At 60.8% G+C, this 22946-nt stretch carries 24 protein-coding genes and 1 tRNA gene; 14 read left to right on the plus strand and 11 right to left on the minus strand.

Going from position 1 to position 22946, the window contains the following annotated elements; translation table 11 throughout:
* Positions 1-7: 7 nt before the first annotated feature.
* Together ACUZUJ_RS11000 and ACUZUJ_RS11005 are read right to left on the minus strand one after the other, a co-directional pair.
* Positions 8-493, minus strand: coding sequence for a TspO/MBR family protein (locus tag ACUZUJ_RS11000; protein ID WP_049445281.1), 486 nt, complete (start codon positions 491-493; stop codon positions 8-10).
* 71 nt (positions 494-564) lie between these two features.
* Entirely contained in the window at positions 565-2760 is a 2196-nt protein-coding gene (locus ACUZUJ_RS11005; protein WP_458219981.1) for an AsmA family protein, read from the minus strand.
* Positions 2761-2893: 133 nt separating this feature from the next.
* Here ACUZUJ_RS11005 and ACUZUJ_RS11010 point away from each other — a divergent pair, with 133 nt between their 5' ends.
* The 5 genes from ACUZUJ_RS11010 (at position 2894) to ACUZUJ_RS11030 (ending at position 6109) form a co-directional block, all read left to right on the plus strand.
* Positions 2894-3373 carry a GNAT family N-acetyltransferase gene (locus ACUZUJ_RS11010; protein ID WP_458219982.1) on the plus strand — a complete coding sequence of 160 codons (480 nt, stop codon included), beginning with the start codon at positions 2894-2896 and terminating at the stop codon, positions 3371-3373.
* A 71-nt stretch (positions 3374-3444) separates the two neighbouring features.
* Positions 3445-3888 (plus strand): hypothetical protein, encoded by a 444-nt coding sequence (locus ACUZUJ_RS11015; RefSeq protein ID WP_458219983.1) that lies wholly within the window; start codon positions 3445-3447, stop codon positions 3886-3888.
* Positions 3889-3896: 8 nt separating this feature from the next.
* Positions 3897-4337, plus strand: coding sequence for an Imm44 family immunity protein (locus tag ACUZUJ_RS11020; protein ID WP_430345640.1), 441 nt, complete (start codon positions 3897-3899; stop codon positions 4335-4337).
* Between the two features lie 1170 nt (positions 4338-5507).
* Positions 5508-5610: transfer RNA gene (locus ACUZUJ_RS11025), tRNA-Ile, on the plus strand.
* A gap of 121 nt (positions 5611-5731) precedes the next feature.
* Positions 5732-6109 (plus strand): hypothetical protein, encoded by a 378-nt coding sequence (locus tag ACUZUJ_RS11030; RefSeq protein ID WP_458219984.1) that lies wholly within the window; start codon positions 5732-5734, stop codon positions 6107-6109.
* A 174-nt stretch (positions 6110-6283) separates the two neighbouring features.
* Here the strand turns inward: ACUZUJ_RS11030 and istB are convergent, their stop codons facing one another.
* The 3 genes from istB to ACUZUJ_RS11045 all read right to left on the minus strand — a co-directional run bounded on the left by istB (position 6284) and on the right by ACUZUJ_RS11045 (position 9376).
* A complete protein-coding gene (istB, locus tag ACUZUJ_RS11035; RefSeq protein WP_003097544.1) occupies positions 6284-7075 on the minus strand; it encodes an IS21-like element ISPa36 family helper ATPase IstB in 792 nt (263 codons plus the stop codon).
* The gene (gene istA / locus ACUZUJ_RS11040; RefSeq protein WP_003097546.1) at positions 7062-8561 is read right to left on the minus strand and encodes an IS21-like element ISPa36 family transposase; all 1500 of its coding nucleotides are present in this window, start codon (positions 8559-8561) and stop codon (positions 7062-7064) included. The genes istB and istA overlap by 14 nt, the downstream gene beginning before the upstream one ends.
* A gap of 200 nt (positions 8562-8761) precedes the next feature.
* Positions 8762-9376, minus strand: a complete 615-nt coding sequence (locus ACUZUJ_RS11045) for a hypothetical protein (RefSeq protein WP_197587582.1) — start codon at positions 9374-9376, stop codon at positions 8762-8764.
* Positions 9377-9437: 61 nt separating this feature from the next.
* Here ACUZUJ_RS11045 and ACUZUJ_RS11050 point away from each other — a divergent pair, with 61 nt between their 5' ends.
* A complete protein-coding gene (locus ACUZUJ_RS11050) occupies positions 9438-9713 on the plus strand; it encodes a hypothetical protein (RefSeq protein WP_135968493.1) in 276 nt (91 codons plus the stop codon).
* Positions 9714-9870: 157 nt separating this feature from the next.
* Here the strand turns inward: ACUZUJ_RS11050 and ACUZUJ_RS11055 are convergent, their stop codons facing one another.
* The 3 genes from ACUZUJ_RS11055 to ACUZUJ_RS11065 form a co-directional block, all read right to left on the minus strand.
* Positions 9871-10170: a hypothetical protein gene (locus ACUZUJ_RS11055; RefSeq protein ID WP_083797339.1), complete on the minus strand. Its 300-nt coding sequence runs from the start codon at positions 10168-10170 to the stop codon at positions 9871-9873.
* A 590-nt stretch (positions 10171-10760) separates the two neighbouring features.
* Positions 10761-10979: a hypothetical protein gene (locus ACUZUJ_RS11060; protein ID WP_197587583.1), complete on the minus strand. Its 219-nt coding sequence runs from the start codon at positions 10977-10979 to the stop codon at positions 10761-10763.
* Positions 10980-11406: 427 nt separating this feature from the next.
* Positions 11407-11736 carry a hypothetical protein gene (locus ACUZUJ_RS11065; protein WP_368850705.1) on the minus strand — a complete coding sequence of 110 codons (330 nt, stop codon included), beginning with the start codon at positions 11734-11736 and terminating at the stop codon, positions 11407-11409.
* 905 nt (positions 11737-12641) lie between these two features.
* On the opposite strand from ACUZUJ_RS11065, the gene ACUZUJ_RS11070 reads away from it, so the two are divergent.
* The 7 genes from ACUZUJ_RS11070 to ACUZUJ_RS11100 all read left to right on the plus strand — a co-directional run bounded on the left by ACUZUJ_RS11070 (position 12642) and on the right by ACUZUJ_RS11100 (position 19810).
* Positions 12642-12872 carry a hypothetical protein gene (locus ACUZUJ_RS11070; RefSeq protein WP_458219985.1) on the plus strand — a complete coding sequence of 77 codons (231 nt, stop codon included), beginning with the start codon at positions 12642-12644 and terminating at the stop codon, positions 12870-12872.
* A 144-nt stretch (positions 12873-13016) separates the two neighbouring features.
* Complete coding sequence (locus ACUZUJ_RS11075) at positions 13017-13742, plus strand: hypothetical protein (RefSeq protein WP_458219986.1); 726 nt, start codon at positions 13017-13019, stop codon at positions 13740-13742.
* Positions 13732-15597, plus strand: coding sequence for a hypothetical protein (locus ACUZUJ_RS11080; RefSeq protein WP_197587585.1), 1866 nt, complete (start codon positions 13732-13734; stop codon positions 15595-15597). Before ACUZUJ_RS11075 ends, ACUZUJ_RS11080 begins: the two co-directional genes overlap by 11 nt.
* Positions 15598-15643: 46 nt before the next feature.
* Positions 15644-16636, plus strand: coding sequence for a P-loop NTPase family protein (locus ACUZUJ_RS11085; protein WP_406753191.1), 993 nt, complete (start codon positions 15644-15646; stop codon positions 16634-16636).
* 574 nt (positions 16637-17210) lie between these two features.
* Positions 17211-18077, plus strand: coding sequence for a hypothetical protein (locus ACUZUJ_RS11090; protein WP_197587586.1), 867 nt, complete (start codon positions 17211-17213; stop codon positions 18075-18077).
* A 244-nt stretch (positions 18078-18321) separates the two neighbouring features.
* Positions 18322-18465 (plus strand): DUF3653 domain-containing protein, encoded by a 144-nt coding sequence (locus ACUZUJ_RS11095; protein ID WP_458219987.1) that lies wholly within the window; start codon positions 18322-18324, stop codon positions 18463-18465.
* Between the two features lie 115 nt (positions 18466-18580).
* Positions 18581-19810, plus strand: a complete 1230-nt coding sequence (locus tag ACUZUJ_RS11100) for a hypothetical protein (protein ID WP_458219988.1) — start codon at positions 18581-18583, stop codon at positions 19808-19810.
* A 183-nt stretch (positions 19811-19993) separates the two neighbouring features.
* On the opposite strand, the gene ACUZUJ_RS11105 is transcribed toward ACUZUJ_RS11100, so the two are convergent.
* The 3 genes from ACUZUJ_RS11105 to ACUZUJ_RS11115 all read right to left on the minus strand — a co-directional run bounded on the left by ACUZUJ_RS11105 (position 19994) and on the right by ACUZUJ_RS11115 (position 21633).
* The gene (locus ACUZUJ_RS11105; protein ID WP_458219989.1) at positions 19994-20149 is read right to left on the minus strand and encodes a hypothetical protein; all 156 of its coding nucleotides are present in this window, start codon (positions 20147-20149) and stop codon (positions 19994-19996) included.
* A gap of 477 nt (positions 20150-20626) precedes the next feature.
* Positions 20627-20833: a hypothetical protein gene (locus ACUZUJ_RS11110; RefSeq protein ID WP_458219990.1), complete on the minus strand. Its 207-nt coding sequence runs from the start codon at positions 20831-20833 to the stop codon at positions 20627-20629.
* The gene (locus ACUZUJ_RS11115; RefSeq protein ID WP_458219991.1) at positions 20830-21633 is read right to left on the minus strand and encodes a mobilome CxxCx(11)CxxC protein; all 804 of its coding nucleotides are present in this window, start codon (positions 21631-21633) and stop codon (positions 20830-20832) included. Before ACUZUJ_RS11115 ends, ACUZUJ_RS11110 begins: the two co-directional genes overlap by 4 nt.
* A gap of 258 nt (positions 21634-21891) precedes the next feature.
* On the opposite strand from ACUZUJ_RS11115, the gene ACUZUJ_RS11120 reads away from it, so the two are divergent.
* On the plus strand, positions 21892-22647 hold the full coding sequence (locus ACUZUJ_RS11120; protein WP_458219992.1) for a tetratricopeptide repeat protein: 756 nt from the start codon (positions 21892-21894) through the stop codon (positions 22645-22647).
* The last annotated feature ends 299 nt before the right edge of the window (positions 22648-22946 follow it).

Below are 22946 nucleotides of genomic sequence, written 5' to 3' on the forward strand. Positions count from 1 at the left end.
CACTGGGTCACAGCAACCCGGGATTGGCGCGCCACACCGCGAAGTTCAGCGCCGAGGCGAACGATATCCAGGCCAGGTAAGGCAGCAGCATCACCGCCGCGCCGCGATGGATGCGGGCGAAGGCAACGATCGTTGCGCAGACCAGGGTGATCAATACAAGAATGTCGACGAAGGCCAGCGCGCCCAGCTTCCAGCCGAAGAACAGCCAGCTCCAGAGGGCGTTGACGGCCAGCTGCACCAGATAGAGCGCCAAGGCCGGCTGTGCGTTGCGCCAGCCGCGTTCGCGCCAGACCAGCCACGCCGCAATGGCCATCATCGCGTAGAGCAGGCTCCACACCGGGCCAAACACGGTGGCAGGCGGTGCCCAGGCGGGCAAGGCGAGGGTGGCGTAGAAGCTGGCGGCGGATGTCGATGCCCACGCGCCGACTGCCGCCGCCGCAAAAGTGACCACACCCCATCCCAGAAGGCCCATAACCTGTGAACGCCGCTTCATTCCGTGCCGCTCCGTCCTGCGTTTACACGCTCATACGAACGGAAGCGGCAAATGGATGCAGCCCGGGGCGATCAGTCTGAAGAACCCGCGGCGCTTCCACTTTCGCCAGCCGGCAACAGCGAAGGGCGCTGATCGAACCATTCCCGCGCCTTGGCCAGATGCCACTGGCGCTGTTCGCCATCAAGCTCGATGCCCGCGCCCAGCAGCCCCCAACGCAGGTAGAGATCACCACGCTTGCGCTGCTCCAGCAGATCCAGCCGCGCACGTACCGACAGGCGATCATTCTCGGCCCGCAGGCCGTCGATCAGCAGATGACCTGGGCGCCAGCGCAACGTGGCCTGTGCATCGACCTGGCCGGAGTCGAGCAGCGACAGCGTCCAGCGCGGATAGTCGGTGCGCCTGGCGAACACCGCCAGCAAGGGGCGTGCATCGCTCAGGGTCAGATCGGTGGTGGCGTCCACCTGGAACGGGGACTGCGCGTCGATGCGGCCCCGCTTGAACACGGCACGGCCTTTCCACACGCTGCTGGAATCGGTGCCCGCCACCTGCACATTGCGCAGCTCCACGGTGGTGCCGGACAGATCGAAATGGCGCTGGTTGAAGTCGCCGCGGCGAAGCGTCGCATTCACGTCGACATCGCCGCCCATGTCCAGGCCCGCTACCTTGGCGCTGGCATTGCGGCCCAGCAGCCGCGCGGTGCCGTGGCCGACGCGGCCATCGGTGTCGAGCGTGGCGTCGCCGCTGAGGCTGCCGGTGCCCCGCAGCAGGCGCACCTGTTGGGAGCCAAGGTAGCGGTTGTAGGCGGCCAGGTCCGGGATGGTCGCTTGGCTGAAGCGCAACCGCGCACGAACGCCCTTGCGCAGTTCCTGCAGGCGGCCATCGCCGGTGAGGTCCACGGCCAGGTCACGCCCGTCGAACAGCCGCACATCCTTCGCATCGCTGGGCCGCGCGGTGAAGCGAGGCAACCGGATCGCCAGCTGTGCCTGGTTGGGGCTGCCGGCCTTCAGCTCGCCATGCGCGCTGGCGGTACCGGCCAGACGCACGCCGGCCACTTCGGCCACCGCCGCGGCGGAGGGAATGTCCACGGTGCTGCCTTCCATCAGTTCGCCATTGCGCAGGCGCAGATCGGCCTTCAGGGTGCCGCCGCCGTCGAGTTGCAGCCATGGTTTGCGCACGAACAGGGCAGGGATCCAGTTGAGCGAGGTGAAGGCCCATTCGCCACGCACGGTACCGGAGCTGCGTTCCAGCAGCTGGGCAGGGTGATGGAACGGAATCTCGCGCCCGGTGATGAGCAGGTCGGCATCGATGCCGGCGGCCGAATCCGGGCGTGGCGGCAGGCGGGCCTGCAGGCGCAGGTCGTTGGCCACATTGAGCTGCAGGGCCAGCACGCCGCGATTGGGCGCGCCATCGCCGAGGAAGAGCGGCACCTGCCAGAGCGCGTGGTCACCGGGTTGCAGCTGGCCATCGATCATGTGAACTGCCAGTTGCAGGCGGCCGGGCACTGGCGAGCTGGAGATGCGCGGCGTCTGCGCATCCGTATCCATGCGCAGGCCCTGGCTGCGCGCATCCACCTCCAGTTGCGCATGCAGCAGCTTCAACTTGGCCAGGCCGGGCGCCTGGTCGCGATAGTGGCGCGGATAGCTGAAGCGCGCGGTCAGATCCATGTCGCCCAGCAGCTGCACGCCGTCATAGCTGGTGTCCGCCTTACTGAACGAGACCTCGGAATCGAACAGTTCGGACGGACCGCCGCGAAGCTGCTTGAGGAACCCAACCGTGCCCCGGCCCTTGCCGATGATCAGCAGCTTGCCGAGCCGGGCACTGCGAATGCTGTCGCTGTGGATGGCGTCGAAACGCAGGGTCCAGCCCTGGTCGCTGCGCGGGGGCGACGGAATGGCGTCCTCAACGCGACTGATCTCGGCCGACACGCCAGTGGCCTGCAATCGGGGAACCCGCACTTCGCGGCTAATCAGGGGCAGGACTGCCAGGCGGGCGCTGGCACGCTCGGCGTGCAGTACGTAGACGGTGTGGTTGACGTGGCCGCGCATATGCACGTTCCAGGCAATGACGTGGCCCGGCAGCAGCGTGATGGCCGGGCCGGTCGTCATCACGAACTTGTGCGGCTTGCGGTTGGTGACCTGGTCGAACAGCGGGGTGTTGAGGAAGATGTTGCCGGCCAGCAGGTAGAGAACGTACACGCCCAGCAGGATGTAGCCAGCGACGCGCCATCGGCGGAGCCGGTGCGGGATGCGCGCGGAAGTAGGGGGCATGTACTGCTCTAAGGGCCGGAATTCACTCAACTATTGCCGAACCGATGGCGGTGGCGCGTGAAGCGGGTAGGGGACGCTTGCTGGATTCTGCTAGTGTCCGCCTTGCCCACTACGCCGATCCGTGAGGAATCGCATGGATATCCGAGCTGCCACCGCCGGTGACTTCGACGCCATGTGGGCGATTTTCAAGGCGGCCATTGCGGCGGAGGATGCGCTCCCGTTCGCCGGCACCTTCGAGGCCGGCACCTTTCGGAGCCACTGGTTCGGAGTGCAGGCGGCCTTTGTGGCCGTTCTGGAAGGGCGCGTGGTCGGAATGTACAAGATGGGCGCCAACTACCCGGACCTGGGGGCGCATGTGGCCAGCGCCACCTACGTGGTCGATCCGCTGACGCAAGGGCGTGGCATCGGCCGGGCGCTGGTGGAAGACAGCCTGGTCCGGGCCAGATCGGAGGGGTTCCTGGCCATGCAGTTCAATTACGTGGTCAGCACCAATGCGCCAGCGGTTGAGCTATACCGGAAGCTGGGCTTTGCCGTGGTCGGGACGCTGCCGGCGGCGTTCCGGCATCGGTCGCTGGGATTGGTTGATGTGTATGTGATGCACCGGTTCCTGTAGGACCAGGTGGGGCAGGGGCGGCCTGCCCGTGCAGCAAGAATCCTTGGCGACTCCATTGCAGAGGACCCGTAATGACTGCGGCAACCAGATTCCCGTTCCTTGCACCATCGGGGCAACGCACGTTCGTCATCGGCATCCTGGTGCTCACCTTGGTGGCTTGGATATGCATCGCCGCCGTCCTTGCCATCGGCGGTCGGCCTGTAGGGCAGCTCGTTCAGCTGCCCAGCCTTGACCTCTACGCCAACTACGAACTGCCCATACTGACCAGAGGAAGTAAAAACCCCACCGCTCAAGTTTGGCTATCCAGGGGCGAATTGTGGAAATTTGGTACAACCCAGAATGCGGACAAGCGATACTCGCAGAAATATTTGAGTGGAATCGGCACGGGCGGAGTCGAGTTGAGGAAAGAGTTTGTCGGGACAAAAGCAGAGGCGCTGACTCTAGAGCAGATGAAAATTGACAACTTCCTCTCGCAGACAGGTCAGCTCCCTCCAGGGAATAAAGTAAGAAGATAGGGGTTTCAATGAAGCTGGATTTCACGGCCGACTACGATTGGCAATCGCGAATAGACAGGATCCTGTACTACTACGTAGACAATGCTTCAGAATTCGACGCTCGGTCCTATGGCGACGAGGTGACGAGCGTGGCATTGCTCCTGCTGTGTCAAGACCCCGAACTGAACCTTAGCCGTAGAGTGCAATTCCGCAGGAAGAAGGCAGAGTTTTATACCGATGTCATGCTGGACTTGCCGACCATCGTCCCGCTTTCGATGAAGGAAAAGATGCGATACGTTTCCCGGGAGCTACTTGAGCAGCTTTCGGAACAGCTCAACAAAGTGAAGTTCAAAGATTTCGATAAGATTCGTTTTATTGGCGACCTGGAGATTTGGCTGAAGGACATCGAAAGCCGATATGACGGCCAGACGTCGGGCGCGTGGCAGTACGATCCAGGTGAGGGGTCGTAGTCGCGCGGTGTGTCTTCCCTCGCGCCATTACTGCTCTGGCAGAGTTTTCGCTGGTTCTGCCCGGGCGGCCGACCAGAGCTTTGGCTCTCAGTAGTCTGCTCTGGCTGGAAGAGGGCGTCGCCCAGGGCGAACGATTGGGAAGATATATTGAGGGTAGGGGAGGGCTGCTCCCTAGCCTATGCGGAGGCTGTAAAGTGCTGGTACGACTCGCCAATGCTCAGGAGTACATCCAAGCGCACGCGCCCCGCGTGTTTCGCAGATTCCTTGGTCAATGTCGGCATTTTCCCATTGACCAGTGTGTGCAAATGGCCCGATGTGGTCCGGCCTGCAATTCGTGCAAAGAAGCAGCTCAGATTGTGTCCACGGCCCGGCAGGACCTGCAGGAGGCCGCCACGATGGCCGACGCGGAAATGTCCATCAGGTCCCACGAACTGGTAGCTCTTGGGGGCGACCTATGACGGTGGCCAGGTCTATCACGTTGGCGGCTTCGAACTGGAGCTTCTTGCGCGGCTTGCTGCCGAGGCGTCTGGCCTCCATCATTCGGCGCCATTCGTGGGCTTGGGCAGCTGTCAGCGAAAGCCACGCCAGATTCCGGCAGTAGCTCGCGTCCCTCGGGGTGACCAGTCGGCCGCCCTTAAACGAAAAACCGATCCAAGGGCCGGTCAGTTTTCGAGCACGCATTGATCAGGCTCCATGCCAACGTAGGAGCCGGGGGCTGGGCAAGCGCTGTGCCAGCCACGCCTGCAGCCTAACAACATAATATACATTATGCGAAATGCTGTATCGGTCGGCGGTTGGCTTTGTCGGCTCCGCATGGCAATGGCTGAAGCTCTGGCTTGGCTCTTGCCTCCCTGTTGGCTCCTGTATGACGACAAAGAAGTGCCCTCCCTCAAGCCAACAGACGCCCTTTTTCTGACCAACAATCGCCCCTGACCCGATGGGCGACCGAAAAGATGCCCTCTGGAATCACAAACTGACTACAAGTTGCCCCGAAATGGAAGGCCGAGGTACTCGCTCGCTTCGTGGCAAACCGGCGTTCGCGTGTCTGCGCGCTGCAAACGACCAACCACCTTTGATAGCAGCCTGGTATCGATCCCGGTATGCTTGCCCTATGACCTGCCTGGCCTCGCTCGACCCTCGAATACCGGCGTGATCGCTTAGATCGATCACGCCCCTGTTGCTCATGTTGGTCAGAGCGCCGGCCTTATACCCCGGTGAGAGCACGCGCCAGATAAGCGCGTACACGTCGGTTCGATTCCGACCAGGGGCACCACCACTAAGCAGGACTTCTTGTCCTAGAGCGCAGGTGCGAGATGGTGAGTTCCCGTTCCGAAAGCCTCCACCCAATCTTGGTCGCCGCTGCCCAAAAGCGCGCGAGGTTGGCGGAGCATTGGTTGACCGCCGCGGAAGTATCTAGGATCGTCGATCCTGCACATAAGAACTCGCTGCCGACAGTGGCAACGAAGCTCCGCCGGCAGTGGCGGCTTCTCGCAGCATACATGGATCCGCCGTCGTCCCATTACCGCTACCCCGCATGGCAGCTTGGGGAAGATGGCCAGCCCGTCAGTCAGTTGCACGACATCCTGACGGTCTTGCGAGAGAAAGGGCCGTTTACGCCGGACGATCAGGGGCGCACGACCGGCTGGGGTGAGGTTGAGTGGTTTATGAGTTGCAACGCTTTACTGGACGGCGCGACCCCTGAGGAGGTTCTTAGGGCCGATCCTGCCGCGGTCTTGCGTGCGGCGCTCATCGAATTCAATGAGGAAGAATAGCCGCTATCTATTCGGTGCCTGAGCGTGAGTGACTCCTGATTACCGTGGACAAGTCACCCTAGTAGCCGAAGAGACTTGCCCGCTTGCCCGCTTGCCCGCTTGTTGGCGCGCACTTAAAACTGACCCAGGCTGCGCGTTGAACTTTGACCCACCCGGTGTACGGGGCTGAGGGTATCAGTTGGTGGTCTGGGTGGTGGCCTCCTTTGCCCTGATTCTGGCTTTGGTCTTGTTGGCGGCGGTGCTGTTGCGCAGCCGCCAGGAGTCGTTGCCGGTCTCCAGGATGTGGCAGTGGTGGGTGATGCGATCCAGCAGCGCGGTGGTCATCTTGGCGTCGCCGAACACCTGACCCCATTCGGAGAAGGCCAAGTTGGTGGTGATGGCGAGGCTGGTGCGCTCGTAGAGCTTGCTGATCAGGTGGAACAGCAGCGCGCCGCCTGAGGGGGTGAACGGCAGGTAGCCCAGTTCATCGAGGATGACCAGGTCGGCATAGGTCAGGCGCAGGGCGATCTGCCCGGCCTTGCCCTGGGCCTGTTCCTTCTCCAGCGCATTGACCAGTTCGATGGTGGAGAAGAAGCGCACGCGCAGGCGATGCTGGCGCACGGCCTGGATGCCGATGGCGGTGGCCAGGTGGGTCTTGCCGGTGCCCGGTCCACCGACAAGGACGACGTTCTCGGGGGTGTGGATGAAGTCACCCTGGTGGAGTCGTTCGACCAGTGCGCGATCAACGGGACTGGCCGCGAAGTCGAACCCGAGCAGGTCACGATGGACGGGGAAACGTGCGGCCTTCATCTGGTTGGCCTGGGCACGAACCTGCCGTTCGGCGGACTCGGCCTGCAGCAGTTCGGCCATCCAGTGTTCGGGCTCCATGGTGTGCAGGCGCATCTTGGCCAGCAGTTCGGGCCACTGGCTGGCCATGCCGTGCAGCTTGAGCTGCTGCATGCGCAGCGGCAGGTCAGGCGTCGACATGATCTGCCTCCCGCAGGGCGTCGTAGCGGGCCGGATCGGACACCGGCGGATGACGCAGCGTCACTCGCGAGGCGACCGTCTCGATCGTGCGGTCCGGATGCTGCAATCGCCCCAGCACGTTGAGCACGTGGTCGGCGCGCACCAGGCCGGACTCGAGTGCCAGTTCCACCGCCACCAGTACCGCTTCGAGCCCGTGCACGGGTACGGCGGCCAGCACCTGGGCCATGGCGCGGTCGCCGTGAGGCTGGCGCAGCAACACCTGCTGCAGCTTGCGCAGCGGATCGGGCATGGACAGGAACGGCGCGCCGTCACGCAGTGCCCCCGGCTTGCGCTGGACCAGGGCGATGTAGTGCTGCCAGTCGTAGTGGACCCGATCACGCTCGAAGCTGCGCCGGTGGCGGGCGACCTCGGCCTCGCCGACCACCACGGCCAGTTCGAAGGGATACACGCGCAGGCTGGCGACGGCGTGGGCGTGTTCGCACGGCACGCTGTAGCGGTTGCGCTGGAAGCTGACCAGCGCGGTCGAACTGACCCGCACCGGCCGCTCGATGTAGCCGTCGAAGGGCGCGGGCATCGGCATCAGGTGGGGCTGTTCGTCCTCCAGAGCTTCGGCCACGGTGATGTCGGAGGCATCCGGATGCGCCTGCATCGGCCAAGCGGCGCGGCACTCGCTGGCGAGCCAGGCATTGAGGGTGTCCAGATCTGGCCAGTGGCGGGCCCCGGCCTCGATCCAGATCTGTCGGCGCCGGTCCTGCACGTTCTTCTCGACCCGCCCCTTCTCCCAACCCGCGGCGCGGTTGCAGAACTCCGCGGCGAACAGGTAGTGGCTGGTCATGGCGTGGAAGCGGGCGTTGACCCGCCGTTCCCGGTGCTGGCCGATCCCGTCCACCGCCGTCTTCATGTTGTCGTAGATGCCGCGGCGCGGCACGCCACCGAAGGCGGTAAACGCCTGGGTATGAGCATCGAACAGCATCTCGTGGCTCTGGGTGGGATAGGCCACCAACCAGAAGGCGCGGCTGCAGGCCAGCTTCACGTGGGCGAGATCCAGCGGCATCTTGGCGTGGCTGCCGACGAAGGCGTACTCGCGGCTCCAGTCGAACTGGAAGGCTTCACCCGGAGGAAAGTGCAACGGCACGAAGGCCGGGCGGCGGCTGGCGCCGCCGGCCGCCTTCCACTGGCGGATGAAGGCCGTCACCCGGGTGTAGGTGCCCGGATAGCCGATCGCCTGCAACTGCGAGAACAGCACCTTGGCGGTGCGTTGTTCCCGCCGGGGACGATGGCTGTCGGCACGCAGCCACGTCTCCAACTGGGACCGGTAGGGATCGAGCCGGGAGGGCGAGGCTCGCCTGGGATAGACCGGCTCGGACTGGCCGCTGCGCAGCCATCGCCGGATGGTATTGCGGGATAGGCCCGTGCGCTTGGCGATCTCGCGCAGCGGCAGGCCATCGCGGAAATGCATCCGCCGGATCTTGGCCAACATGACCATGGTGATCACTCCTGAAATCCCCCGAGCAAAAGATGCTCAGGATGTGGGCTTCAGGTGGGTCAGTTTTACCCGCGCATCACCGCCGAAAGTGGGTCAGTTCTGGATGCGCGCCAACACCCAGGGTTCTACACAATCCGGGCACGCCCCGCAGGGCTACCTCCGACTATGTTCCGCCGATTCTTCCAGCACTACGGCCCAGATCAGATCGCCCCTAGATCCTTGACCACGGCCTGCCCGTTTTGCAGGAACCCAGCCAGCAGCCGACCACCCGCCACCTGCCGGCCCATCTGCTCATTGAGGTAGCTGGACTGGAGGCGCGCATGGGCCATTAAATCGGTCTGGGACATGCTCGGCATCACCGCCTGGAGCGGTTCGCCGGGCGATGCCAGCTGCCCGCCGATCGGCTGGACTCGGGTCGGGCGCTGACTGTCGCTCTTGGCATACGCCGTGGCCATCATTCGCCCCTTCTTCGGCGACCAGCCGCCCAGCACTAACTCGGTCCCGAGCTGCTCTAGCGGCAGGCCTGCCTCGGCCGCCGCCTTCTGGTAGTTCGGCCATAATTGATCCACCACCAACCCCAACTCGGCGGAAAGCTGCTCCATCGTGAAGTCCGCACGGAAGCTAGCTTGCAGGGCAAGTTCGTAGATGCGAAGGAAGAACTGCGTGGAGCCACGAGTGGCCAGCGCCAGGTTGTGCTGAGGGATCAGAAGCAGCTTCGCCCCCGCGGAATGCTCCCCTGTTCGGGCATCCTCTGCCAAGGTATCCACGGCGACGACAAGGTGGTCACGAGTGAGCAGAACGTTGAGGATGCTCATAGCGGGCTCGTCTAGGTGTCCGCGAACTATCCCCTGCCCGCCCCCGCCTGTCGAGACTGCCATGTCGACCGAAATCACGGAAATCCTCGATCGCCTCCACGCCTGCGAGGCAGGACTTGAGATGCACCGCGGCTACCTAAAGGCGATGGAGTATGCGTTGCGAATCTGCGTACTGACCCATCCTACACCCAGCGACCTCTCCGACGCATGGCATCAGCTTCTGCCAAACATTGTGGCCAAACACCGGGGCGACAGCAGCGATCCCTTCGCCGCAGCTTTCGAACAATCGCTGACGGTTCTAACCGAGCAAATTGGTGCGGTAGATCGCCCTTCATAGGCTACGACCACATTCTCGGAGACGGTAGCTTGGCGCTGCTTGCCGCGTAGTCAGGGCTCTTCAACGGCCTGGATAGGCACACGCAGGCATTCGAGGACTGCAGTGAATCCAGAGAAATGGATCGGGTGATCGTCCCTTAGCCTTGGAAGCGCCCCCCTCATCCGTCGGCTGGATGCCTCCCAGCCAAGCTCCCCATCGTGAAGGCGTACCCGGCTTCCTCCAGAAGTGCTCTCATGCGCAGCTCCACACGTCGGGGGGAGCGCAGTCCATTTGGCGCATAGAGAGCATATACGTAGCCAGCACCGTCAATGATCTCGCGGCGGACTGCGCACTCGGTTGATTCAGTAGCTTCGCACCAGACAGACATTAGCCTAGCCGGGCTAATCGATTGCCCATTGCGAAGTCGGAAGAAAAGCCAGCGCACGCCTGGCGGTTGAGCTAGATCTACTCTAGCCATTGCGAGCCCCGGATTCGTCTGGATAGATCACTGAGAACTTCAGGATCCAGGCGAGGGCGCTCATCTTTCGAAGAACGTGGTAGATCTATGCGCTCACTACCGTTCACTAGTGCGGGGAGATCTGACTGCAGATCAATCCACCACTCGGAAGGAAGCCGGAGCCCAGTACCCGTTCGATCGTAGATGCATATCGGGAAATTCATAGCGTTGCTCCTAGATGTACCGAGCATACGCTTGCACAATGTCAGGTCGGAATGCGACTGCTACAACGCTGACGCATCAACTCTCTTTGCACATATGAACACGTGTGCTTCGTCTCGCTGAACTTTTAGGAACGACTCAAGCCAGCAAAGAGCAGCGCCTCTATTCGCAATCACCCTTCCCAGCTTTTCAGTCAAACACCGCGCGCATTCCATTCCTCCAGGGCTTTCCCCTTGGCAGGTCCGGCACTGAGCCATCGTCGTCGTGGTCGCCGGGCGCGATTGATACATGATCTTCGTCATCAAGTTCACAGCTTGAGCGTGGGACGACATTTTGGCGATCCTGTTGATACGGAAGGAGCCGCGCTTGGCGCGGCCACTCCTTATGCATCAACGACGATTGTCGCGATCGACACCGACATTTGGGGCCTGGCCGGGGCTTGGCTGACCAGGCTCAGTGCTGTTCGGCTGCTGCTGTTGCTGCCCTTGCTTTCCGGCCAAATCCTCACCGCCGAGGTCCTTCCCGTCTGTTTGGCCCTGCTGACCCGGGTGCTTCTTATCGGCATCCGAGTTGCGATTGTCGTTCTGTTGCTGGGAAGTGTTGTTCATGTCTTACTCCGATGCAGCCATCTGCTGCCACCCCACAATGGCCCCCAGCGTGTTACGCAGCCGTGCCCGATTGGCGCCAGTATGAACAAGCGCCATGAACAGGCCGCCGATTCTAAGGGTGTACAGTGCAGCTCTAACAGGAGAAGAACATGGAACGCAAGAGGAACAAGGATTTCGTTGACGTCGAACGTGAACTCACGCATTGGGGATTGGCATTCAACTCTGGTGCGCTACCGGCCATTAGCTTCCGCCATGAAGTTGACCCGGTCATCCGGCTCGCATGTGACATCTACATCAGAGACCCGCACGGAACGCGCGCAGAATGGCTGGGTGACCTCGAGGGCAGACTTGCGGCCCGATCCAGTCTGCGCGGTCACCCTGGCGCAGCGGAGATCGCAGGTCAATGCTGGTCGCGCCTCTCTTGCTCCTAGGAATTTTCTTCGCGCGAGGCTGCGTTGTTCCCTTCTCGCATGAGCTGATCATTCAGCACGTGAACGATGGACATGACCGCATCGGCGAGCGCTCTTGAGTCGCTGATTGACCCGTAAAAGTAGATCTTGGAGCCTTCAACCCGGACTTCTGCCAAGGAGAGCTGAGACGCCAGCGCCTCGCACTTCCTCACGAAGAGTTCGGTCCATCGGGAACCCGGCGCAAGATCCAACAGCGCAACGATAGCCTCATCAGTCGAGGAATCGACGCGCTCATGTAGATGAGGGACATCGAAGCCGACGATTCTTGGAAGCATGGAGGCGCTCAATGGGGGATCCTCTAGCATATGGGCAATTTTAGTATCACCCACGATACGCCTGCCCACAATCCAGCCAAGCCCATGTCTCTCCTACCCTCGATAACGCGCGCTAATCGTCCACCCGTGTACCTTGGCTTTCAGGACATTGGGATTTCCGGGTAAGTGCCTACGCGAACAGCCCTTGGCGACTGGTGCTCGTTGTGGAGTTAGGCGTTGGGGAGATTCAATGCCAGCTCATCGGCGCGCGTGCGCTCTTCATCGTTTAGTTTGTAGCCAAGCACAGTGTCGAAGGATGGCGGGCACCGCCTCGATTCGACGCCTCAAGGCCGAAAGTAAAAATGGGCGGAGCGACTCTGGTTGTTATATGCCGCACCAATGATTGCAAACTCTCGTTGACATATCGGGAAGACGAGCAGTCCATCTGGCCGTGCGCGACAACTCACTGATTTGACAGGTATTGTGTAGGTCGATAGGAGCTGATAGGTTCGGCGATCTGCGCTCGGCCTTAGTGCCCTGTCCGCGTATGGACGCTGCCAACAAGAGGAGCTTTCCAACGACGTTAGACAATATCGATATCAGCACCAAACCAAAACCCACGCCCAAGCCCAAGCCCAAGCCCAAAGGCTGAGAGCCGGTGAGGTTTCGTGTGTGATCCCAAGCCCCTAGGGGGCGATAAGACTTGAAGACGTTCCCGCGTAGTCACGGGAGAGCCAGCTGCGCCCGTTCTTCAGTCCTCAATTTCAAGAGGTGAGCACAGACCTATTCAATCGTGAAATTCAAATCGATTGTCATGCTTGACCCAAGCGGGCCCCGAAACCGGGGCCCCAGATGCTGCCGCCTGAGAAACTGCAGCGTCGCGCGTTCTTGGGTCCTAGTCAAGTGCTGCCTACTGGCAGCGCTTTAGGAGATTCGCGATGAACGTGTACCCGCAATCCATGCCTACACCGAACGCTGAACTGCTCACATTAAGCAACCAGCTCGATTTTGAAACTGCCGACCTAGGCTGGGTCATAGAGCCCGCATGCGTCGCGTCCGATTCTCCCAAATTCGAACCCCCCGCCCCGATGGAGACGCGTGGGCCGCAGGTGTTGTGCGCCTTCGGCCGGCTGTACCGCTTGGATGTGAATAGCGACCAAGCCTCCTGACGGATCCCCAGGTGCTCCCGAACTCCTTTGCTACTGGCTGATCCGCGTCTACCGCATCGCAGCATTCCCCTGGCGCGCCCTCCGTGCGCACCCCGCGTCGCGTGACTTTTGGGCCACGCGTGCCTACATGTCTGGAGACCTCCTATGACCGCCGGTACTGCCGCCACCCGCGACGAGTTCAGGCCCAAGTCGCACGCCATCAACCCCCTCCTGCCATACGAGCCGCGCAAGCTCACTCGCAGCGAACGCAACCGTCGAGAAATTTTCGTATTCCCTTCGCCGCGCAACGCACGCATTGTGACCGTGGCCGAATTCCTAAACCTGACCCTTGCCTTGCAGTTCGAGTTCGATTCGAGCCTGCAGTGCTACATCGAACGCCCGCGTCGCATTGCCTTGTCGTCTCGCCAGGAGATCGACATCTCGTTCTGGACCCGGAGTAAACAGGGCGAGGAACGCTACTACTTGGCGATCCCCACTTCGGGAACTATCGGAAGCACCAGCGGCACAGTCTCCATCCGCGACCGTGATGTGCTCGACGCTTCGGCAGAGCGCCACGGCCTCCGGTTGACTTACATCACTGAGCGAGAACTCATATCGTCAATCGCCGACTGTGCCGTCCGCTTTGAGCTGCTCCATCACGTGTGGACCTATCAACGCCTGGTGTCGCGCTCAATCATCCAGGAACAGATCCTGGCGCTGCTGACCGATCGCCCGCGTCTTACCCTATCGAGCTTGATCCAGCACCTGGCATTTGATGCCGATAGCGTGCGTGCTGTGTTGGCGGGCATGGTGCATGCCGGTAGCTTGCGCCTAGTGGACTACGCCGCCGGTGGCGTGCAGGCGATGGTGGAGGTCTGCCATGCGAACTGACCGCACCGAGCTCTTCGATGCCGAGCAACTAAAGAGCTGGTTTAAGCCCGACGCGTCCACCGTTAAGCCTGAATTCGTTGACCGCTTCCAGCGCCGCTGCGCCGCATTGACCGCCGTGCTTACCGGGGAAATGAGTTTGAGTCGCGCCGCCGAGTCCAATGGGCTTTGCCGGAGGCGTCTAAAGCGCATGACCAAGCTCGCCCCGAGGCTCGCCCGGGACGGCCATCCGTTCGGCTATCGCGTGTGTGTGCCGTGGGGCGTCTACGAAGGGAGTGACGACACCGACGACGTGCAAATGCCATCTATCGCCGAACCTCACGCCATGCGTAATCTGCTACGCGCGCAACCGACTATCGCGGCCTGGGTCGAAGGCTTTACCGCGAAGTTGCCGCCTGGGCGGCCCCCAAAGGCCTTTGAACGTTTGCTCGCCAAGATCGTCGCCGAGCTCAAACGCCTAGATCAGCACGCGTTCTATCCGCTCAATCAGCCAGACCAGGGCCGGAGGGCGCTGCTTCGATACTTGCGCAAGGCGCGCATTGATGACATGACGATTCCGACTTTGGACGAAATGGGCCCAGCTCTGAGCGTGCTCGTCGATGCGTTTCGTGGACATGCCTACGATCGGTCCGAGTTCGATGCGCACTCGTGCGATATTGAAGCTGAACTTGGAGTGGCGCTACCCAATGGTGGAGTGGTCAAGCGTAGGATCACTAAACTCTGGTTCCTGTGCGAGGTGGAAACCGAATCTCGTGCGATCCTGGCCTGGACCTTGCGAGTCGGTCGCGCCTACAACAACCTGGATGTAGCAAGCTGCGTTGCGCGGGCCCTGCACCCATGGACGCGTCGTGAGCTGACGATACCGGGCCTGGAGTACGCCCCCGGAGCCGGAATGCCTAGCGGCCTGGCTGGCGATCGCGGTCGTCGACGCGCCCGGTGTATCGCGATGGATAATGCTAAGGCCCACCATTCGATCAGCTTCGAAGACGCGATGAGACGTGCACACGGGGCGATTCTCCACTTTGGGCGCGCCCATGAGCCGCGTTCGCGACCGGTGGTCGAGCAGCTGTACTCGCGTTTAGAACGTGGCATATTCCGAGATCTGCCGGGCGGATTCGAGCCGGCCACCCGGTTGGGCGAACGCAAGTTGCGCATCAGCAATTTCGCCCCAGGTGCTCACCCGATACAACTGCATCTGTTCGAAGAACTGCTCGACGTCCTGGTGGCCAACTACAACGCGACCCCGCATCCGGCACTTGGAAGTTTGAGTCCACTGCAATTCCTACAGATGCAACAGCTACGCGCATTCGAGTTGTCGATGCCCGATCCAGAGAAGGACGCTCGGGAGATGGGCAGCGTGCTGGTGCCCTTGGTCGTGCATGGAAACCGCAAGACCGGCGAGCTGCCGCATGTGAATCACTTGTACGTGCGCTATCGAAGTTCCGAACTGGACCAGCAGTGGGAGCTGGTTGGCAGGACCGTATTGGCACGCATCTGCCGCCACGACTTGCGCACGCTACTGCTAATGCGCAGCGCCACGGTGCCAATTGGCTTCGTACGTGCTATGCCTCCGTGGGATCGCACACCTCACGATGAGACGACCCGCGCCCTAGCAATGCAATGGACCAAACAGAAGGGTGGACTCTCGTTTGTCGGCTGCGAGTGCGCTGTGGAGGCATACACAGATCATCTGCGAAAGCTGGCATCCCACTCCCAGAAGGCGGTGGACCAACTGGCGCGTATGCAGCAGGCGTCAGGCGCGAAGCCGCCTCAATCCGCGCCGCTGCCGGCGGTTGACCTGACCGTACCTACCCCGCGGCGCGGCTGGATCAGCTTCGACGGCTCACGGGACCACTGACGGCCGGTCACTTCTCCACTATCCAATCCTGCATGCGGAGGCTCACATGTCTTCGGAACAGCACCCAATCTTCGTCCCGAACGGGTTTCACATCTCAACTCGGCCCATCGAGGCGTTCGCCAACTACGTGCTTAGCAACGTTGAGCTCGACCACCACGGCGCCCCTGCTTACGGCGGTGGTGGCTTGGGAAAGACCAGTGCTCAAGAGTATCTTACTCAGAATGTGTCGCGATGGCTGGTTGATCGGGATAACAGGCCAATCGGAGTGGCTAGTCGTTTGATCATGCCAAGTGGGCAGCGGCGTAGCGACGGCGCCTTCTACACTGCGCTCAATACTCGACTGAACCTAACAACATCCGATCGTCTCACGCCACAGCGCGGCAGAGACCGGATCGTAAACTTCGTCAAAACACGATGCGGCCAGGCCGACTTGCCGTTGATGGTAATGTTCATCGACAACGCTCAGCGCATCACGCGTGCCGAGTACGACTATCTCGCCGATATCGACGAGCAGGTGACGGATGCAAGGTTGCGCCTGTTCATCGTCTTCGTTCGTCAGAACGATGCCACTGGCGTCAACGCGCAGGATGACTGGGCAGCGTACCCCTCCCACCTGCTGCGGCGGTGGTTCATGTCGACCCACGCCTTCCAGCCTCTAATGGGATTGGCGGAGATCGCGCACGCCCTGGACCGTTACGACCATTCTGCGACGTGGCCTACCCCGGATATGCCGTTCTCCAGGTTCTTCGCCCGCGGAGCGTACGACAATGGCTGGCGCCTAGCGGCACAGGCGGAGCTGATTCTCGATGGCGTGATCGCGCTACGGGCCGAGAACAAGTTGCCGACCAGTGATGCCTGGCCAATGGCTACGTTCGCGCTAACTGTTCGCCATTTGCTTGCCAGTGCCGCTGAGGAGCGGGGTTTCGACGAGCTCACGCCACCACACGTGCGCGCCGCTCTGCTGGCGAGTGGCTATCTGCGCCTGGAGTACGTACGGGCCAACCTGATCTCCAGTGATGAGGCGGCGTACCATGCATGAAGCTTTGCCAAGCAGGCCTGCGCGACTCGATTTGCTTGGGGCCGACTTCGGCATTTACCCCTACCTTTCCGGCTATGGGCTACTGCTTCGCGTGTGCCGCCTAATGGCATTGGAACCGCGCGAGTTGGTGTCCTCCCTTGGTCTCCGGCTGAGGAAGGACCTCGATCTGCTGATGCAGGTTCAACGCCCAGGTCGTGTCCAGATGGCGCTATGCGCTGCCGCAGGCGTCGACCCAGCATACGCCAGGACGTATTGGCTCCCGGAGAGTTGGTCGCCTCTGCAGACCTCCGGTAGTCTTGATCTCCCCGCCCCGGTTAGACAGTGCCCGGAGTGCGCGCGGCATGGATACCACACAGCAGCTTTCCAGCTGCCATCCATGGTCGCCTGTCCATGGCACGAGCAGGAGCTAGTCGAATCCTGCCCGCGCTGCCAGCGTCCACTGTTCCCACTGCTTGACGGACCCGAGCGGCTGGGCGCCTGTCCATGCGGTTCTGACCTGTTCGATGTGGATGTCGCGTCGGCGCAGATGCGGAAATTCCCCTCAGCGCATGCGCGAGGTTGGTTGGAAGCATACTTGCGTTGGGCCAAGGAGCAGCGTCTTACTCGGTATCTGGTTGCCCCTGATTGCGATTATCGATGGCGCAAGCACTACCGCATCCAAGCGGGACTACCTGATGCTCCGCCGTCGCGCACCCCCGATTTTGAGATCGAAGAGTTCAATACGAAGGGGCACGCCGAGCTGAACGAGCGTGAGTGCTGGGCGTGGTGCCACCTGGGCTCGGAGCGCCCAATGACCTACGTTCCGCTTCCGGCTCGCGTGCTCACCATGCTGAGCAAGGTGAGCATAGAAGTCGTTCGCAGCCTTCCAGGGAGTGTTCAAATCCCGCTGGAGTTGGTTCCCCTCCATGGCTTGGACTCGAAGTTGGCCTTGCGCGACAACGTTCACACCCGTCCCGATTGTTTCATCACGCCACACAGCCCAGTTCAAGGCAGTGAGATGTGGCTGAATCTGTCGGCAATAGAGCCCGAGATTCTGCAACTGTGTGGCCGTCTCATCGACCGAGTGATCATCGCCTGTGGCATTGAGCTGGACGACCGCGCCAGATCACTGCAAGCGGCGCGGGCCCACGCTTTGGAGCAGCTTGCCGGGCGAGACTGCCTACTACACGCACTTGAAGGCCTGATTCGACGAGCCTATGCCCAAGGCCTGGATGCAGTTCTCCGCAGGCATATTCAAAACCATGTGCGGAGCGGTGTGGACTGGTGGTTGCCATCGATCGAGGTGCGGGCTCGACCGCGACATCTCGACCAGATCCGAATCACTTGGTTGCGGGTGCCATCGCCCGAAAGACGTCGAATCGTAGACGATCCACTCACCATAACAACAGGCAAGAAGCCGAGCGCGCGACCGTCGATGCCATCGTACCCAACCGCTTCGTAGCCGCGCAGATAGGGCTATGAGGCACATTGTTGTCGCGAAAATAGAGTGCGGAGTCATTTGTCGGCGCCGCGTTCAAACCGGGGGCGTTCGTGCGTAGATCGCCGCGACTGTAGCGACTTGTCCTCTACTGTCCTTGATAGCCACCCGCCCCATCTGCCAAAGAATATTCCATGAAATTAGGGGCGTAGCTGTGTAGCGAATTGTTGTCGTCAATCAGCTCCCCTGACAAGGATGAGATCGCAGCATGAGCAAGATCGATCCCCATGATCGCATCAACCTGACTGGCCCTTGGGCCGGTTTCGGATTCCAAGCTGGGCATATGTTCACCCCTGAGGGTCACCAACTGGAGCCCTGCGACATGACCTGGTGGTCCCTGGCCTGCACATAGTGCGGGACGAGGGCCGAGCTCCGGCCAGTGCTGCAGGTAGGGGCTCCGCCCCTACATCCCATGGCGGGCTAGAATTGCGTGCAAGTGCGCCTGCGGCGCGGCATGGATCGCAAAAATGGGCCCTATTGCTCTGTTCGACAAATCATTCCTCCACGGTTTGAACGTTGACGAGGCCGTGCTTTTTGATCACTTCTTTCTGTCGGTTATCTGCCCGATCTTCTTTGTCGAGACGCTGGCTGACTTGGGAAAAGAAATGAAAAAAGGTCGAACAGCAGAGCAAGTGGTCGGATCAATTGCGTTCCGTACACCGGAGATGCATGGGACGCTCAACGTCTACCATGGAACCTTGGTTGGCCAGAACTTGCTGGGTGCAAAGGTACCCATGACCGGGCAGATCGTCCCTCCCGGTCCTATCCCTGTTTCTATCAATGGCGAACACAGTGTCCGCTATGACCCGTCGCCTGAGGCCCAGGCGATGCAGCGCTGGCAGGATTCCAATTTTGAAGCTGCGGAGCGAGAGTACGCGAGGGTGTGGCGTGCCCAACTCGGCAAGACTGATCTGAAAGAGGTGGCTAAGCGGGCGCTCGCCTATGGAATTGATTTCTCAAAGGTGAAGAGTTTGGCTGATGCAAAGAATGCCGCTGACTCTATGATCTTATCCTTGCCGGAGGCAGCTCAATTGTCCTTGGCGATCGAGAAATTCAACCTCAGTGAGACGATAGTTCCACACGTGTGGCGAAGGTGGCACGCAACGGGGCAGCGTGCGTTGGCGAGCTTTGCGCCGTACGCGGCGTTCGTCCTGAGTGTTGACGTTTTTTTTGAAATTGCATTGGCTACTGGGAAGATATCGGCAGATCGCGCTTCGAACATCAATGACGTTGCGTATCTCTACTACCTGCCCTTCTGCATGCTGTTTGTATCATCAGACAGGCTTCATCGAGAATGCGCACCTCTTTTTATGAGGAAGAATCAGGAGTTTGTATGGGGCATCGACCTGAAGGCGGATCTGGGGGCGAATGACGCCAGCTTAAAGAGTTCGTTGTCTAACGATCAACAGATGCGGGGTCTTATGGCGTTAGATGTCGCCCCCCTTGATGGCGGACTAACATCTGAACTCTATCGGCGGCACTTGCGTCCGCCCAAGCAACACAATTCGATGCCTGCTCCCATGCTGGATGATGACGCGTCGAAGAAGTTGCTGGAGAAAGTAGAGCGCATATCGTCTGCACCGCCGTCAGCCGCAGCCATGCGGATTGACGAAGAGAATATTTCATCGATGATTCTAGAACGAATGATCAGCCGTAGGCGTGGATCGTGGCTGCAAGTTCCGGATTCCAAGGATTAGCGCTCGGTCATCTATTCGTTCGACAGCCTGCGCATCGCCTGTCCCAATCAGGCCATTCCCGAGCGTTTCGCAGCATCCGTACCCATCGCAGACAGCGCAACAACCTCAGTGGTTGGCTTGGTTGTCAGGCCTGCCTGGACTCACCTTGCAGCACATGAGCCTCGAGTCCCTTGCAGAGAGGCTTCATTCCCAGATGCGGATGATTCGGGCAGCGGTACTGGTCGCAGTTGAATGTAGGCGCGAATCCACGTCACTTTGCGACGCCTGACGCGGCCATGCGGCGGCAATCACGGTGAAATCCTCGGCGATCAGCTTGGTCCGGTAGGCGAACACGCGCACGCGGCAGCCAATCGCAATGAGTGCATCAAAGCTCAGCTGATCGGCGGTGTTGTTACTGTTGCCCTACCCACTCGACCATACCGACCTGGCGTTCACGGAAGGACGCCGTAAGCGCCAGCCGGATATGGTCCGATTTCGGCAACTGGGCGACCTAGCGTTGCTCAGGACTGAGCTTCGCCAGTGGATTGGGCTCAGCCTTCTTGACTGGCACGCCGGGCACCTGCGGCGCCGGGTTGGCGGTGCTATAGCTTGAGCCTTCATGCCCGGCAGATCGTCTTTCTTCTCTTCCTCCGCCACCAAGCCGCCGCCGGTCATGATCGGCTCGTACTAAGGCGACGAAGCCATTGCGCCAATTGCAGCTCAAGAGTTAGCAGCGTCCGTAAATAAATCTACGGACAGGTGTGCGTGATCTCGACCTCGATCCCGGAATGTCCAATGGGGTCTGCGTACCAGCCCTCGGCCTGGCCTATGGCGGAATCACTTTCCGCAGCAGGCGCACGATTCTCGATAGGGGCCGGTCTGCATCTTGGTAATAGAGGCGTTGACACTCTCTCGAAGTGACTCGAGCGCCGGCTGGCTACCAGACTGATAATCCTTAAGCATTCCAATGAACTTCATTTTCTGGCTCTCGTCGAGACGAAGAAAGCCATTGAAGACCTGGGCCACATTCTTATCGATATTCATTTAAATGCTCCGCATTGACTGCAGCTAGATGGTTTGATGTCTGTAGGGACTGTGTTGCAATTGGCGCAACTGCGCTGAAACTGTCTCAGGGCGTGTCTATGCCCCCAAGATTTTTCCGATTCTGATACATGCTTCTCGGTGTCATTCTGAGTTTGCGCCTGGTCCCGTGCGATCAAATTTTGCAGTTCATTGTTCATCTCTGGCGATGCAATGATGACATTCGGCGCCAGCGTCTTGAAGGCGTCTGCTAGCTGATAGTTTGTGGCGGCAGACCTATTGGCGTATGCATATTCTTCCGGCCACTTTCGGATGATTGATGCCACACTTATCGCTACCTGTACCACACCGAGAGAGGCGACTAAGAACATAAGGGGACGATTAGTTAGGACATCCTTTCCCCACGCAGCAACCATTGCCCCGAATACTGCTGGAACCCCAATTCCCAAATAGGAGAGCAAATCCAGCTTGGAACGGTACGCCCTTGCTCGACGCTCAAAAATCTTTGCAGTTGCGAAGCAATCACATGCTCGATCCCAGCATTGTTGCGCCCTCTGATTGGCCGCCATCCGCACAGTTCCCTCTCTATTTAGACTGCCCATTGGTGGGTCCATGAGCCCGACCTTTCGCCCCATCTTCAGCGCGCCGGGTGTCGGGATTTCCATAATTTGGTTTGATCTTAGATGGGGCGAATCTTTATCGCAACTAGACACATAAAAACGTTGCAGATAGGCATAGCAGAGCGTGTGAGCTACGCTAGGATCGAGCCTTAGTGCGCGGCCATCAATAGTCAAATTTCTCATGGCACTATGCCCCCAGCGCTACGCCTAGCGGACCAGCGCCGAACCCCATCCAGCAACATCAGCCATCGTTAGCGTCTTCTGCGTACGTTCCATGTATCCCCTTCCATCGATGCGGCCCCGCCACATAGTGGCATGCTGCGCTCCGCTCTGCAGAATCCACTCTATTGACGTGACGCGTCACGCCCGAGCGCCCCGCCCATTGGCGCCCCACCCCTCCCCCACTATAGTTCCACCCCTCACAAGGACGAGGCGGCACACGTGCCCTATATCGGAATCGGACTCCACGTACTGGCGGCCATCTTCTTCGCGGTGCACGCCATCCGCTCGGGCCAGAGCCTCTACTGGCTCATCCTGCTCTTCTCGTTCCCAGTGCTCGGCAGCGTCGTCTACTTCCTTGCGATTTACTTCCCGGAAGTCCGTCACTCGCGCGGCGCCCGGCAGGTCGTCCGCTCCGCCAAGCAGCTCATGGACCCGGGCCAGGACCTGCGCAACGCTCGCGCCGAACTTGCGCGCACGCCCACCGTGCAGAACCGTGTTCGCCTGGGCATGACGCTGCTCGATGCCGGCCAGGCCGAGGAAGCCAGGACCCTGCTCGAGCAGGCGGCCAGCTCACCGCTGGGCGACGATTCCTACATCCTGACCGGCCTTGCCCGTGCCCGCCTCGAGTCCGGGCAGCCCGCGCTTGCGGTGGAGACGCTGGACGGCCTGTTCACCCGCCATCCGGACGTGCGCCGCAAGCCAGAACAGACCCTCCTCTATGCGCAGGCATTGGCCGCCACCCAGTCGCCTGGCACTCGCGCCGCATTCGAGCGCGCCGTGGAATGCGGAAACGATGCGGTCGCCCGCTGCCTCTACGCCGAGTGGCTGATGGCGCAGCCGCAGCCCGACGATCGTGAGCAAGCCCGCAGCCTGTTCGCCAGCATCATCGACGATGCCCAGCATTGGTCGCGCCATGCGCGCAGCCACAATGCCGCGTGGCTGGAGCGGACCAAGGTCGCGTTGAAGGGCTACTGACGCCTGGCGGCCTTTGGCAATCCTGTCGCATCTGCCTCGCTCATGGCTCCACCGGGTGGATGCCGACACTCGTCAGGCTTGCACCACCGACATCGATAACAGCCTTGCGACGCAAGGCTCCGGCCTCGTTGAGCCGTATGCAACGATTCTGAAAATGTTGAAAGTAGTGACGTCATCGGCCCTACTGCATTGGCATCACGCATAGGTCCGCGTATTCCTTGCCCTGCCACCGTGCATCGGTGGTCGGGATTCGAAACCCCGGTTGTGTGGATGTTGCTCGCACTTGCCAGCCGGCACTG

This window comes from Stenotrophomonas sp. S4, from assembly GCF_054187805.2.

Coding starts and splice junctions, on each gene's coding strand:
- ACUZUJ_RS11000 (WP_049445281.1), bottom strand. CDS start 493: ATGAAGCGGCGTTCACAGGTTATGGGCCTTCTGGGATGGGGTGTGGTC.
- ACUZUJ_RS11005 (WP_458219981.1), bottom strand. CDS start 2,760: ATGCCCCCTACTTCCGCGCGCATCCCGCACCGGCTCCGCCGATGGCGC.
- ACUZUJ_RS11010 (WP_458219982.1), top strand. CDS start 2,894: ATGGATATCCGAGCTGCCACCGCCGGTGACTTCGACGCCATGTGGGCG.
- ACUZUJ_RS11015 (WP_458219983.1), top strand. CDS start 3,445: ATGACTGCGGCAACCAGATTCCCGTTCCTTGCACCATCGGGGCAACGC.
- ACUZUJ_RS11020 (WP_430345640.1), top strand. CDS start 3,897: ATGAAGCTGGATTTCACGGCCGACTACGATTGGCAATCGCGAATAGAC.
- istB (WP_003097544.1), bottom strand. CDS start 7,075: ATGTCGACGCCTGACCTGCCGCTGCGCATGCAGCAGCTCAAGCTGCAC.
- istA (WP_003097546.1), bottom strand. CDS start 8,561: ATGGTCATGTTGGCCAAGATCCGGCGGATGCATTTCCGCGATGGCCTG.
- ACUZUJ_RS11045 (WP_197587582.1), bottom strand. CDS start 9,376: ATGAGCATCCTCAACGTTCTGCTCACTCGTGACCACCTTGTCGTCGCC.
- ACUZUJ_RS11050 (WP_135968493.1), top strand. CDS start 9,438: ATGTCGACCGAAATCACGGAAATCCTCGATCGCCTCCACGCCTGCGAG.
- ACUZUJ_RS11055 (WP_083797339.1), bottom strand. CDS start 10,170: ATGGCTAGAGTAGATCTAGCTCAACCGCCAGGCGTGCGCTGGCTTTTC.
- ACUZUJ_RS11060 (WP_197587583.1), bottom strand. CDS start 10,979: ATGAACAACACTTCCCAGCAACAGAACGACAATCGCAACTCGGATGCC.
- ACUZUJ_RS11070 (WP_458219985.1), top strand. CDS start 12,642: ATGAACGTGTACCCGCAATCCATGCCTACACCGAACGCTGAACTGCTC.
- ACUZUJ_RS11075 (WP_458219986.1), top strand. CDS start 13,017: ATGACCGCCGGTACTGCCGCCACCCGCGACGAGTTCAGGCCCAAGTCG.
- ACUZUJ_RS11080 (WP_197587585.1), top strand. CDS start 13,732: ATGCGAACTGACCGCACCGAGCTCTTCGATGCCGAGCAACTAAAGAGC.
- ACUZUJ_RS11085 (WP_406753191.1), top strand. CDS start 15,644: ATGTCTTCGGAACAGCACCCAATCTTCGTCCCGAACGGGTTTCACATC.
- ACUZUJ_RS11095 (WP_458219987.1), top strand. CDS start 18,322: ATGAGCAAGATCGATCCCCATGATCGCATCAACCTGACTGGCCCTTGG.
- ACUZUJ_RS11100 (WP_458219988.1), top strand. CDS start 18,581: ATGGGCCCTATTGCTCTGTTCGACAAATCATTCCTCCACGGTTTGAAC.
- ACUZUJ_RS11110 (WP_458219990.1), bottom strand. CDS start 20,833: ATGAATATCGATAAGAATGTGGCCCAGGTCTTCAATGGCTTTCTTCGT.
- ACUZUJ_RS11115 (WP_458219991.1), bottom strand. CDS start 21,633: ATGAGAAATTTGACTATTGATGGCCGCGCACTAAGGCTCGATCCTAGC.